At 61.4% G+C, this 12,887-nt stretch carries 10 protein-coding genes and 2 pseudogenes; 5 read left to right on the top strand and 7 right to left on the bottom strand.

Annotation, left to right across the window (positions count from 1 at the left end; translation table 11 throughout):
• Positions 1 to 212: 212 nt before the first annotated feature.
• Positions 213 to 305 (bottom strand): annotated as a pseudogene (locus tag ACNQQL_RS09370) (catalase); the annotation flags it as partial.
• Here ACNQQL_RS09370 and ACNQQL_RS09365 point away from each other — a divergent pair.
• From ACNQQL_RS09365 to ACNQQL_RS09355, 3 genes and pseudogenes are all read left to right on the top strand, one after another.
• Positions 304 to 465: pseudogene (locus ACNQQL_RS09365) on the top strand (helix-turn-helix domain-containing protein); the annotation flags it as partial. The pseudogenes ACNQQL_RS09370 and ACNQQL_RS09365 sit on opposite strands and share 2 nt — an antisense overlap.
• A 322-nt stretch (positions 466 to 787) precedes the next feature.
• On the top strand, positions 788 to 1,099 hold the full coding sequence (locus ACNQQL_RS09360; RefSeq protein WP_347063942.1) for a DUF4148 domain-containing protein: 312 nt from the start codon (positions 788 to 790) through the stop codon (positions 1,097 to 1,099).
• Between the two features lie 319 nt (positions 1,100 to 1,418).
• Complete coding sequence (locus tag ACNQQL_RS09355) at positions 1,419 to 2,132, top strand: dienelactone hydrolase family protein (protein ID WP_204420930.1); 714 nt, start codon at positions 1,419 to 1,421, stop codon at positions 2,130 to 2,132.
• Positions 2,133 to 2,546: 414 nt separating this feature from the next.
• Here the strand turns inward: ACNQQL_RS09355 and ACNQQL_RS09350 are convergent, their stop codons facing one another.
• Positions 2,547 to 3,488, bottom strand: coding sequence for a LysR family transcriptional regulator (locus ACNQQL_RS09350; protein ID WP_347063941.1), 942 nt, complete (start codon positions 3,486 to 3,488; stop codon positions 2,547 to 2,549).
• A gap of 299 nt (positions 3,489 to 3,787) precedes the next feature.
• On the bottom strand, positions 3,788 to 5,086 hold the full coding sequence (locus ACNQQL_RS09345; protein ID WP_347063940.1) for an adenylosuccinate synthase: 1,299 nt from the start codon (positions 5,084 to 5,086) through the stop codon (positions 3,788 to 3,790).
• Between the two features lie 140 nt (positions 5,087 to 5,226).
• On the opposite strand from ACNQQL_RS09345, the gene gcvA reads away from it, so the two are divergent.
• Positions 5,227 to 6,132, top strand: a complete 906-nt coding sequence (gene gcvA / locus ACNQQL_RS09340; protein ID WP_347063939.1) for a transcriptional regulator GcvA — start codon at positions 5,227 to 5,229, stop codon at positions 6,130 to 6,132.
• Between the two features lie 179 nt (positions 6,133 to 6,311).
• On the opposite strand, the gene ACNQQL_RS09335 is transcribed toward gcvA, so the two are convergent.
• Together ACNQQL_RS09335 and ACNQQL_RS09330 are read right to left on the bottom strand one after the other, a co-directional pair.
• Positions 6,312 to 6,623 (bottom strand): DUF4148 domain-containing protein, encoded by a 312-nt coding sequence (locus ACNQQL_RS09335; RefSeq protein WP_347063956.1) that lies wholly within the window; start codon positions 6,621 to 6,623, stop codon positions 6,312 to 6,314.
• Positions 6,624 to 7,382: 759 nt separating this feature from the next.
• Positions 7,383 to 7,664, bottom strand: coding sequence for a hypothetical protein (locus ACNQQL_RS09330; protein ID WP_347063938.1), 282 nt, complete (start codon positions 7,662 to 7,664; stop codon positions 7,383 to 7,385).
• A gap of 1,482 nt (positions 7,665 to 9,146) precedes the next feature.
• On the opposite strand from ACNQQL_RS09330, the gene ACNQQL_RS09325 reads away from it, so the two are divergent.
• Complete coding sequence (locus ACNQQL_RS09325; RefSeq protein ID WP_072440344.1) at positions 9,147 to 10,463, top strand: replication initiation protein; 1,317 nt, start codon at positions 9,147 to 9,149, stop codon at positions 10,461 to 10,463.
• A 93-nt stretch (positions 10,464 to 10,556) separates the two neighbouring features.
• On the opposite strand, the gene ACNQQL_RS09320 is transcribed toward ACNQQL_RS09325, so the two are convergent.
• Positions 10,557 to 11,588 carry a ParB/RepB/Spo0J family partition protein gene (locus ACNQQL_RS09320; RefSeq protein WP_347063937.1) on the bottom strand — a complete coding sequence of 344 codons (1,032 nt, stop codon included), beginning with the start codon at positions 11,586 to 11,588 and terminating at the stop codon, positions 10,557 to 10,559.
• The gene (locus ACNQQL_RS09315; protein WP_006759638.1) at positions 11,581 to 12,276 is read right to left on the bottom strand and encodes a ParA family protein; all 696 of its coding nucleotides are present in this window, start codon (positions 12,274 to 12,276) and stop codon (positions 11,581 to 11,583) included. The genes ACNQQL_RS09320 and ACNQQL_RS09315 overlap by 8 nt, the downstream gene beginning before the upstream one ends.
• Between the last annotated feature and the right edge of the window lie 611 nt (positions 12,277 to 12,887).

Raw genomic sequence — 12,887 nt, 5'->3', positions numbered from 1 at the left:
CGGATGTGGCCGGCTGTCTGGCAGCAGATTCCGGCGATTGCGAATCGAAGATTCGCCTGGGTGAGGTGATGCAGCTATTCAGTATATAAAGTTAGAGAAACATCTGGTGATTGTTACGTAACAACTTTTTTACTGATTTAAGGCGATTCCGCCCTCGGCGGTGCTCGCGAAGCGTTCTCGCTCACGCTTCGACGGGGCGTGGCCACTAAGAGACACTTCGGCGCGTTCACGGGAATCTGATTGAAATTGACGCCGAGACGGTAACGCTGCGCATCGCCGGCGAAAAACAGGCGCGCCTGCAATACGGCGGCTCGTCATTTGCTCGAGAACACGCATGACACGCAGAAGCAGGTCGCCGCGAAAGGCGGCTTCGCGAATGTCGATACGCTCAGGCGGTCATTCACCCGGCACGTCGGGATCACGCCCACCGAATATCGGAAGCGTCAGGCGGCCCCGACCAAGTGACGCGGAAGTACATGAGCCATGCCGACCGTCTCGCCCAAATACTTCGGAATGCGATTCACTTGATCGTCACGCGGCCGCTGGTCGATCGATCACATCGAGACCCGAACGGCTGCGCCTTACGCCCCTGTGCAGCGCGAACCGACAGGCCCTCCGGCATGCCCGCAATCACCAGACCAAAACGCTAATCCCCGCGGATCGTTTACCCAGTTGCAATAATTATTCGCTGGAACGCGTATTTCCGACCGGTAACGCGATCGCTACGATGCAATCAACCACTGAACGCAACAAGCGAAGCGCGAAATCAATGAAACCGGAGGTCATCATGAAGTCGTTCATCTACGCTGTCGTCACCGCAACCGCCCTGTCCGCCTCGTATGGCGCATTCGCACAATCGAACCCGTCGGGCCAGTTGACGCGTGCCCAGGTGCGCGCGGAACTCGTCCAGCTCGAACAGGCCGGCTACAAGCCCGAAGTCTCCGATCAGTACTACCCCCGCGCGCTGCAGACGGCACAGGCCCGCGTAACGAACGCCGATGAAACCGGTTACGGCGCACAAGCCGCCGCCGGCGTGCGTGCCGGCCGCGCAATCGCGGTCAAGCAGGATGGCCGCGACTCCGTGTATTTCGGCCAGTAAGCCCGACGCACACGGCGCGTTCCGATCCGCGCGCGGCAAACGAAACACCCCGCTCCCGTTCATCGGGCGCGGGGTGTTCGCTTTTCGGTGATCCGCTCCGTGACCGGATCGCGACCGTCGACTGACACGCCCCCGCCGATCGCGCGCCGCGCGGCGCCGTTCACGCAGGCAGCCGGCGTTTGCGCATAGAATGGCCGCGTGGTCGGTGTCGGCCGAAACGAACGCGAGCAAACCACGACGCCCTGCATGCCCGATCGTCGCCGCGCCCGCTGGCCGGCCCGCTGCCGTACTCATCGCATTTTTGAAAAGGAGCGGTTTCATGTCTCAAGCATCCGGTTCCATGATCACGTTTCGCCGCCCGGACGGCCAGGAACTACAGGGTTATCTCGCCAGGCCGGAAAAGACCGAAGGCGCGCCCGCGGTCGTCGTCATCCAGGAATGGTGGGGGCTGAACGACCAGATTCGCGGCGTCGCGGATCGCCTCGCGCGCTGCGGCTACTTCGCGCTCGTGCCCGACCTGTATCGCGGCAAGTCGACGGTCGAGGAAGAAGAGGCACACCACCTGATGACCGGCCTCGATTTCGGCGACGCCGCATCGCAGGACATTCCCGGCGCCGTCACATATCTGAAGACGTTGGCTCCGCGCGTCGCGGTGACGGGCTTCTGCATGGGCGGTGCGCTGACGCTGTTGTCGCTGCAGTTCGCCGACGCGGACGCGGGCGTCACGTGGTACGGCTTCCCGCCGCTCGACTACCTCGATCCGGCGAAGCTCAACGTGCCGCTGATGGGCCACTGGGCCACACAGGATGCATTCTTCGCGATCGACCAGGTCGACGCGCTGGAAAAGAAGCTGACCGATGCGAAGGTCGGTGTCGAATTCCATCGTTATCTCGCGCATCACGGATTCGCGAACGAAACGGCCGTCGGCACCGGCCGCATCGCCGGCACGCAGTTCGATCCAGTGTGGTCGCAAATCGCGTGGGATCGCACGCTTACGTTCTTCGGCCGCACGCTCTGGGCGAAGCCGCAGTAATACGCGATCGACGCGCTCGCGATAAGCCGACGCAAAGAGAAACGCCACGGACTTTCATCCGTGGCGTTTTTGTTTGCCGGGTACCGTCGAGCGGCGTGGCGGCCGGCCGTACGTGTACCCGCTTCCGGACGACGTCGCGCTGCCGTTCCGCCGTTGAGCGAATACTGGGCCGGCTGCACCGCCGCGCGAACGCGATGAAGCAGGTCGAACCGATTCCAGGAAGTTGGCACCGCGCATCGAACCAACCATGTTCGATATCGAAAGCAAGCGATTTCACAAGGACGTGCTGGTTGCCGGGGGCGTCGTTTACCGGATCGATCGCGATCGCATCGTCGACGTCTGCCTTAAATGCAGGACTACGGATTATTTCATTTACCGGAGCAAAACGCGCATATGAACAGCGGCAGTGCCGACTCAGGATTTGCAGGACGCATTCAGCGCGGCCTCGTCGGCGGACAGCATTTCGGGCACGCATTCGCGCAGGAAATCGATGAACGTGCGGATCTTCGCGTCGAGATACTGACGCGAAGCGTACAGCGTGTAGACCGTCAGCTTCTGCAACCGGTATTCGGGCAGCACGCGCACCAGCGCACCGCTCGCGAGCGCGGGCAGTGCGGACGACATCGGCAGCGAGCCGATCCCGAGGCCGGCGCGCAGTGCGGCACCCAGCGCATCGGCGATGTTCACCTGGAAATCGGGCAACGGCAGGTCGAACGTCTCGTGACCGTCCGGGCCGTCGAGATGCCAGCGATCGCGCGGGAACACCGGCGTGACGATCTGCAGGCACGCATGCCCTTCGAGCTCGCGCACCGTGCGCGGCGTGCCGCGCTCCTTCAGATACGCGGGCGACGCGCACAGCACGCTGTGCACCTCGCCGAGCCGCTGCGACACGAGCCCCGAATCGGGCAGCTCCGTCGTGCTCAACTGCAGCGACACGTCGTAACCTTCGTCGATGATGTCGGGCACGTGCTGCGACAGCGTCAGCTCGACCGCGACCGACGGATAGCGCTGCCGGTAGCGCACGACCGCGGGCACCACATAGGCCTGGCCGAAACTCGTCGTCGCGTGAACGTGCAGCCGTCCGGACGGCTTCGCCTGTGCGTCCGCCGCCTCGGCTTCCGCTTCGTCGATATAACCAAGGATGCGCTGGCAACGATCGAGATAGCGCTGCCCGGCGTCGGTCAGCGCGATGCGGCGCGTGCTGCGGTTGAGCAGACGCGTGCGCAGATGCGTTTCGAGTTGCGCGACAGAACGCGATGCGTATGCCGTCGTGATGTCCAGGCGCTGGGCCGCGCTCGTGAAGCTGCTCTCCTCCGCGACCCGGACGAAAATGCGCATCATCTGTAACGTGTCCATCGGCCTGTCCCCGGGATTGAGATCACGGCGCGCCGCCGTGCGGCCGTGGTGCCGACGGCGCCGGCGCAGGCCGGTCTGGCGCGAATTGTGCGGAACAGTACAGCAGCGCTGCAGGCGTGTCCAGTTCGCCGTGTGCGGCGTGATCCGGACGCCGAATCGTATCGTGGAGCCGCCCTTCGCGCCGCGTCCGGGCCTGGCGTGTACGCGATCGAACACGCCGGCACGCAAACTACGTCGGGTCGGCAAAAACTACCCGGCGACCACGATGCCGATCCGCGATTTACGCCATCGACGGCACGTTACGCGGCGGCCGCCGCATCGAACGGATTACGCAACACGATCGTGTCGTCGCGCTCCGCACCCGTCGTGATCATCGATACCGGCGCGCCCGCGACCGCTTCGATGCGCGCAATGAAATCCTGTGCGGCGCGCGGCAGCGCCGCACGCTCGCGCACGCCCTTCACGGTGCCATGCCAGCCGTCGAACCGTTCGTAGACCGGCTTCGCGCGCGACTGCGCGTCGAGGCTCGCGGGCAGATGGTCGACCCGCGCGCCGTCGAGTTCGTAGCCGACGCACAGCTCGATCGACTTGAAACCGTCGAGTACATCGAGCTTGGTAAGCGTCAGCGAATCGATGCCCGAGATCCTGACCGCTTGGCGCAACTGCGCGGCATCGAGCCATCCGCAGCGTCGCGGCCGGCCGGTGTTGACGCCGAATTCCTGCCCGCGTGCGCGTAGTGTTTCGCCCGTTGCATCGGTCAACTCGGTGAGGAACGGGCCGCCGCCGACACGCGTCGCATACGCCTTGGTCACGCCCAGCACGTGGCCGAGCTTCGACGCGCCGAGGCCCGTGCCGGCCGCTGCCGCCGATGCGACAGTGCCCGACGACGTCACGAACGGATACGTGCCCCAGTCGATGTCCAGCATCACGGCCTGCGAACCCTCGAACAGGATGCGTTCGCCGCGGTCGGTCGCGTCGTTGAGGTCGGCCCAGACGGGACGCACGAACGGCAGGATCTTCGGCGCGAGATCGACGAGCGTCGCCAGCATCGCGTCGCGCGAACACTCGTCGAGCCCCAGGCCACGGAACCACGCGTTGTGATGGTCGACGAGCACGTCGAGCTTGTCGGCGAGCCGGCCGGGTTCCGCGAGATCGCCGACGCGCAGCCCGCGACGCCCGACCTTGTCCTCGTAAGCCGGCCCGATCCCGCGCAGCGTGGTACCGATCGGTTCGCGGCGCAGGCGCTCCTGCGCCTGGTCGATCGCGCGGTGAATCGGCAGCACCAGCGTCGCGTTCTCGGCGATCGACAGGTTGTCCGGCGTCACCGATAGTCCGAGCTCGGCCATCCGCGCGATCTCCGCGAGCAGCGCTTCCGGATCGAGCGCCACGCCGTTGCCGATCACACCGCGCTTGCCGCGCACGATGCCGCTCGGCAGCAGCGCAAGCTTGTATGTCTTGCCGCCGACGACCAGCGTATGGCCCGCGTTGTGGCCGCCGTTGTAGCGTGCGACGAGGTCGGCCTGAGCCGCCAGCCAGTCCACGACGCGCCCCTTGCCCTCGTCACCCCATTGGGCACCCACGACCACCACGTTCGGCATGCTCCGCACTCCATGTGAGAAATTCAGACACTCGTTCGGCCGAGCCGGCCGTTTGTGTGCCATATTGGCGGAGCTGGATCGCCCGATCAAACGATTAAACCTGAACTATCGCGTGAGTAAATTTCACGTGAAACGATGCAATGGCCCGACGTCTTCCTCCGTTGAATTCGCTACGCGCGTTCGAAGCAGCCGCCCGACTCGGCAGCTTCACGCTTGCCGCCGACGAGCTGTGCGTGACGCACGGCGCGATCAGCCGGCACGTGCAGCAACTGGAGGCGTGGCTCGGACGGCCGCTATTCGAACGCCACAACCGGCGGGTTGAACTGACCGACGCCGGCCGTGCGTATCTCGCCGAAGTCGGTGCGTCGTTCGACCGGATCGCGCTCGCCACCGCGCAGCACTTCGGCCACGCGCAGCAGCGCGTGCTGCGCGTCAGCGCGCCCGCGACGTTTTCGTTGCGCTGGCTCGTGCCGAAGCTGTCGTCGTTCCAGGTCGCCCATCCGACGATCGCGGTACGGCTGTCGACGTCGAACGAGCCGATCGAGAAACTGCGCGACAAGGTCGACCTGATCGTTCGAGGCGGCCCGCAAGCCATCGACGGTTACGTCGCGGAGGAATTCCTGTCCGAAGTCCGGCTGCCGGTGTGTGCGCCGAAGCTGCTGGAAGGCCGGCCGTTGCATACGCCCGCCGATCTCGCCGGCTTCACGCTGCTGCACGCGGCGACCTATCCCGGCATGTGGCCCGAATGGCTCGCGGCGGCCGGGCATCCGAATCTCGTGCCGCGACATTCGCTCACGCTCGAGCATTTCTACCTGACGCTGCAAGGCGCACTCGACGGACTCGGCGTCGCGATGGGGCCGATCGCGCTCGTCGCGGACGACATCGCCGAAGGCCGGCTCGTGCAGCCGTTCAGCGAACCGGCTCTGCCGCCGTGGCGCTACTTCACGTATGTGGCGTCCGCGCGCGCGGACGACGAGGCGGTGCGTGCATTCAAGAACTGGCTGAAGGTGACGGGGAACGCAGCCGCATCGGGCGCGCAGCACTGACCGTATCGACCTGCCGGTCGTGCCCGCCATTCAATGCAGGATTCCGAATTAAATAGCACAAATGCGCGGATCGGGTTTGCGCTCGTTCATGAGCGGCATTCTGCTTTTGACGTGCATCGCGTGACCGCGATGCACGCGGCAAGCCGCGGATCGTATCGCGGCTTGCCCCCGAACGGCGCTTACTGGCTTGCGCCGGCGGCTTTCTTCTCCGCGTTCTGCAGGTTCTGCGGATAGTTCGGGTCGTTGGCCGCCGGCTTGTAACCAGCGTCTTCGAGTTTCTTCAGCTCGGCGGTGTTTTTCGCGCGCGCAGCCTTGCGCTCCGCTTTGCGTTGAGCCCTGGCCGCCTTGCGTGCCTGGCTCTTCGCCGCCTTGGCGTCCTGTGCAGCAGGCGCGCTGGCGGCGTCGGTCTGGGCAAATGCAGGAACTGCCGAGCCGAACAGGAACGCGGCTGCGGTAGCAGCCAGCGTGAGTTTTCTGATCTGGATTCGCATCGCTGAACTCTCTTTTCTGATGATTATCACGGTTGGAAAGACCATCGAGATACCGCCCCTGTCCTGATCGGTCGTCATGTCGCGATCGGGACCTGTGCATCATAACCGCGTCGTGAAAAATGTGGCGCCAACGTGCAAACGGAGTTGGGGATACACGTATGGGAGAACACAGGGATGTTGCTCTACCGTCGCGCGGAAGAGGCAGGGACGGTACATCGCGTTTCGGCGCGCGGTGAAGATCGCGCGGTCGAGACAGCGGCAACGTCGGACGTACAGCACGCTTCGGTGATGAAGATCGATCACATGGCGTGATGCGAGGCTGCGATTCCGATGACATTCGTATCGTCGTGTCCAGCTCGCATGCCGATTGCTGTTTCATAGGTGGTGTTAGCAGCACGCTCATGCTTGCCGTGATCTTCATCACACGAAGCGCAATCACCGCGATAGTTGTCGATCTGTGTGCAACGTTGCCGCTCGACGCGGCTCCAGCGACGGGTTCTCCCATAAACGATCACGATTCGGTTCGTCCGGTGATCGATGCGATCGTCTCGTGTTACCGCACCGGAAGGCGACGTCGTCTGGTGTGTATAGCGAAATGGGTAGACGCTCGGCATAGGGTGAGGACGTTGACCGGAACCCCCTCACGAATGCGCGGGGGGAGCCGCACAAGCATTGCGATACTCCGTCCGGCACACGTTGCGCGTCGTGTTGATGCCGCGACAACGCTTGTCAGCCGGCCCGACTCTGGTCGTGAACACTTCAGGCAACGCGCGCGGGCCACAGATTTTTCATTCGACGATTTTGGCCGTCGAGTATCCCGTGCGGATGCCGCGGCTGCACGGCTTGCATATACCTGTGGGACGCGTCGCCGGTGAGCTTTTCCGGGATCAGGAAGTTTCTGACGGTGAGAATGTTCGGGATCGTTATTCGAATTCGATTGCGGTGAGCTTCTTCAGCGGCAGCATCTTCACGTTGGCTCGTAACTCTCACGAGATCGGCCCAGGAGCCGGCGACCTGTGCGGCTTGGTAGTTGCCATTCAAGAGCACAGCGTTACTCTTCGGTCGATCCAAAGGTAGAAAGTTGCGGGACCTCGGGGCGGAGAAGCAAGCCGCGTCTATTTCCTCTGTGCACAGTCCACAGGCTAAATGTAACGAGAAGCGTCGATAGACGACCGGCAAAAAACTTGTCCACCGAACGGGAAGCATGAGTACAAAAAGCCATTCGCGTGCCGTCCAGGGTGATTTCGAACTGCTGTGGGTGAAACTGACGATGTTCGTGCGTTCGGTCGCTGGTCCGATTTGGCTGTCGATCACAGGAGCGCGGGTCGTCGCGGCCCCGGCTTTTCGGTCCCATAGATGGGAACCTGAATGCGGAAACCGGTGATCTTCGCCCGATTTCCTCCCATAGGTTTCTACTTTTAGGTGTTGTGAGTGGGCACTTACCTCCCCGGGAAACGTTGTCGGGCCTGAGGCCTTGTTCCATCAAGGCCTCAGGCTCTGTCCAGCAGGCCTGAATCGAAGCGGCGGGATGCTTGACGAACCATGGACAGATCCCATGGGTAGCGGTTTATGGGGCTTGTCTTTCTGTGACAGCACACGTGTGTTTACATCTTTGGTAAACCACGTTTACTTCTTTAACTACTTTTAGACGGCTCACAGCCTTATTCCACAAGGCTTTGGCCGGTGTTCGGTACCCATTTATGGGAGCACAGGTGGAAGGGTTTGGGGTTTCAGGTCTGTGGATTTGGGGTTTTGGGTACCGGGTTGTGGGGAATCGGGGCTGTGGATATGGGGCAAGCGTACCCGGTTATGGGAAATCAGCCTGAAAACAAGATGGGTAGTCGTCTATGGGAACGCAGGCAGGTAGCCTTTTATGGGGCGTTTTTTTTGATCCGTAAGTGCTTGCGTCCACAGTGATTTTTTTCAGGTAGCCGTTTATGGTGTCTCTCGATGGTAACCTTTTATGGGTGGTCAATCGGGCCGGTCGAGCGTGTTTCACCAGGACCCCTCTGCTGGCTGCTCCCATAGACAGGATCGATGTCGCGGACAGGTAACCTTTTATGGGATAACCGAATGGTTGCCGTTTATGGGAGCGATTTCTCCCTTCGAGGCCGAAAGTAACGCAATTGCCCATGTCGAAGGCTGCCGACAGGTAGCCGTCCATGGGAGTCGATGAAGGTAGCCCGTTATGGGAGAAAAACGGCCGCGTGTTGCAAGGCACCAGGAATCCGGTCGTCGATCGCGATTCCGCTCGTTTGCCCCCATGGATGGGTACCTTCCCTAGGGCAAATCTCGTGCCGGGTTTCTGTAGCCGGACCCGAAAGGTAGCTTCTTGTGGGAGGTTTTTTGGCCAAAAGGTAGATGGATATGGGGCCCCGCGCAGATTGCTTCATCACGAATTTCCCTTTTGCATCTGAAGGTTAGCCGTGATATTGCAAGTGATGCTGGAGCGAGGGCGTTGCTCTACGGCGTGAGAAGGTATAAAGTCCGCTCTCAACAAGGTCACCTTATCCGGACATCACGATGCCGCGCAAGCCCGCAAGCAAAGGCTCAGACAAACAGGTTTCACTGTTTCAGACACCCGAGCCTCCCGACTTGCTGCGCAAGGCGGTCCAGGCGATTCATATCGCGCCCAAGTCGGGAAAGATCGGTCTGCAGCAGCGCAAGATGTTCAGCTCGCTGATCAAGAACGCGCTTCGGCAGGAGGCGTTCGAGCCGGGTCGAACGAGCTTCTCGATCTCGATCGCCTCGCTTTCGCACGAGAGCGGGTTGAACAGCAACAACACGAAGTACGTGAAGGACACGGTCAACTCGCTGATCAGTACCGTCGTCAACTGGGACTACCTGGCCGCGGACCGTTCGACGGTCTGGAAAGCGTCGGGCCTGCTCGCGGGCGCGGAGCTCGAGCAATCGGTGCTGAAGTACAGCTTCTCCGACCAGATTCGCAGCGAGCTGCTCAATCCGGAAATCTACGCGCTGATCGATATGCGGATCGCCCGCGAATTCCGGCGCTCACACTCGCTCGCGCTGTGGGAAAACACGGTGCGCTACGAAGGGATCGGCATCACCGCGAAGATTCCGCTGCCGAAATTCCGCGACCTCATTCTCGGCCAGGACAAAGCGTCGCAGTCGTACAAGGAATACAAGCTGTTCAAGAGCAAGGTCCTGGTGCCGTGCATTCAGGAGGTGAACGAAGTATCGGATCACACGCTCGAGCTGATCGAACACAAGTCCGGCCGCAGCGTGGAAGCCGTTCAGTTCAAGGTGACGCGCAAGCAGAGTGCCGATACGGTCGAAGACGGCGACGTCAAGAACGAAGCGCTGGTCGAGGAGGTCGCGAAGTTCGGCATTCCGCGTTCGGAAGCCCGCCGGCTGATCACGCAATACGGCGTGCAGCGCATCAAGGCGGCGATTGCCTATACGCTCAATCGGACTACGAAGAAGAACGCGGCGCCGGTCGACAACGTGGCCGCGTATTTCCGCAAGGCGCTGACGCACGGCTACACGCTGGCCGACGGGCAGGGAACCGAAGCGGCCGCACCGGCGAAGGAATCCGCGCAGAGCAAGCAGGAGCAGATTCGCGACAAATATCTGGCGGCGAAGGTTGAGGAAGCCGGCGCGTATTTCCGCGAGTTGGAGATCGACGACCAGACCAAGCTGATCGATCGCTACAACGAGACGGTGGCGGGCTCGAAGGATCTCACGCTGTCGCCGAAGAAGAAGGCGAGCAAGCTCGCGCAGACCAGCTTTTTCCGATGGCTGGCGCTGGATACCTGGGGCGAACCGACCTCGGACGACCTGCTGGAGTTCCTGCTCAAAAGCAGTCTCGCAAGCAACTGAACAAGGCCTCGCAACCGGGCGGGCGTCATGCGCCGGACTTCATCGTCCGGTTTCGCGGCGCAACGCGGATGCGAGGCCTTTTGCTTGGGCGCGTTACTTCTGCGTGGCGGCTGCCAGCTCGGCGACGTAGGCGTCGATAACGGTCTTGAGCCTGTCGGCGAGCGCTTCCTGGTGGGACGTGTCGACGCCCTTGAGCTGCAGGTCCAGACGCCCGTCCGGGTAGGTCTTCAACTGGCCGATCGCTTGCGATTCGAGCGCGAAGTCGTGACGAACGCTGTAGCGCGTGCGTCCCGCTTTCTTGTTGTCGTCACTCTGCGCACGCAGGAAATTCTCGAGATCGCGGACCGATTTCTTCCGGTCGATCACGGCCGTGAGCAGCCGGTCGGCCGTCGGTTCGCCCAGGCGCTCGAAGATCAGCTTCAGGAAGTACGCTGCCTGCAGGCCGACCACGTCGTTCGCGCTGGCCATCCGCTCCAGCAGCGTGTTGGGCAGTGCGTTGAGCGATAGCGTCTTGCTGATCGATGCCTTGTCCTTGCCGATCTTCTCCGCGAGCGTGTTCTGGTCCTGAAAGACCTTCTCGTCGAGGAGACGCTTCCATGCGACCGCATCGTCGAAGATCGTCTGGCGTTCGTGATCGTGGTTCGCCCGATACGCGATCGTATAGAGCTGCTCGGGCGTGTGGTCCGTGCGGAACGTGGCGTTGATGGTTTCGTCGCCGTTGATGCTCGTCGCGCGCAGCCGGCGTTGCCCGTCGATCACGACGAGCTTGCCGGGAAACTCCGGGAGCCGCGTGACCTTGATCGGCTCGATCTGCCCTTCCCGTTTCAATGTCAGCGCGAGTTCGTGCAGGCTCGACTCCGAATAGAACACGCGCGGGTTGAACGGGTTCGGGATGCAGTCCTTGACCAGTACCTTCTGCGGCGCGCCAAGATCCGGTGTGCCGGCGGGTGCGACCGCGGCCGGGGGCACGGCGGCGGGCGTCGCGTCGACGACGTTCGGTGCAGCCGGCGGCTCGGGCAAGCGGGTTTCCAGTGCAGCGTTTTCCTGCGCGAGCCCGCGCAACAGGCCGGCCGCGAGATGCAGGTTGCCGGTCGGCTTCTTGTCTTTCGATGTGTCTTTAGCCATGGGCGGCTCCGGTAGCGCGCGTCGACGCGATGTATTGGGCCATTTCCGTGACCAGCCTTTCGATTTCCGCGCGGGCTTCCTTCAGCCCCTTCAGGTATCGATTGTGATGATGGATCGTGGTGCCGAGTGCGAACGTCTGACGGTAGACCTCGCGTTGGGCGATCTGGCTGTCGAGCAAATGCTCCCCTATTTCTTCGGCTCTTAGAATTTTTAAAATTTCTTCACGCATTTTAGTTTTTCCATTAACACTATTCAGCATTAATGCGGAAGAAAGATTCGGGTTACGAACGGCTCGCATCGACTCGATCATGCGAATCATCGCGACGGTGCTGTACAGGTCCGCCGGCGACGGTGACAGCGGCACGAGGCAGAAGTCGGCGACTTCGAGCACGGACGCGATGCGCGGATCTTCGAGGTTGCCCGGACAGTCGACGACGATCACGTCGAAGTTTGCGTCCTGCTTCTTGATCTCGCCGCCGATGCCGCGACCGGCGGGGGCCAGCGAAAGGACCGTCATCGGCAAGGTGTTCTCACCGCTCGTCACCCACCGAACGGAAGTGCCTTGAGGGTCGGCATCGATCAACGCGACCTTGTTGCCACCGGCCTCGAACGCAGCCGCGATGTTGACGGAGATGGTTGTCTTTCCAGTACCACCTTTTTGATTACTGACGGCGATCTTGAAAGCCATTAAATTCCTCCAAGGAGTTTTGCGTAATATATTCAGTTGTTATCGAAATGTCCAGAAAAGTGTTCGGATTGATGCATGTCTTGGAGATCGTTGTTGTTGTCACGTGACAAGTAGGTCGAACGGTTAACGAACCAATCGTGAGTGATGATCGAGTAAAAATAAAATTGTCGATTGCGGTCACGAAGAATGCACAAAGGGTTGAAGGAAATTCGACTGTCATTGGCGTCGGTGATGAAACTCGATCGCAGAGACTTGTGGAATGGCAGTGCCTTTGGTGCCAACAGAACCCCTTGCGAATCTGATTGGCCGGTTCGCGGATATCGTCGAGGGGCGTAGTTGTCACGTGACAAGTCGCCGGGAATTGGTCGCAGTCGATGTTGCGTGTCGACAGGAAGAACTTGATTCGATTGGGATGTGGATTTCGGTTATGTCAATCAACGCTCGATAATAAGCGTAAGCCGGTGGCAGGCTCAATTGCTTGCCTAGGGAGTTGTCACGTGACAAGCAACTAGGCTGTAACGCAGCGGCGTTGCTAATTTCTCGATAACGGTTACGATCGGTCAAATTTAGATGCGTCAAGCGGATCAAAGCGGATCGAATTTATAGATAGT

Origin of the sequence: Burkholderia sp. LFS061, from assembly GCF_047978125.1 — a bacterium.
In the GTDB taxonomy this organism is placed as follows: domain Bacteria; phylum Pseudomonadota; class Gammaproteobacteria; order Burkholderiales; family Burkholderiaceae; genus Burkholderia; species Burkholderia pyrrocinia_C.
Note: the sequence above shows the minus strand (reverse complement) of the source record. Positions and strands in the feature narration are given on the sequence as shown.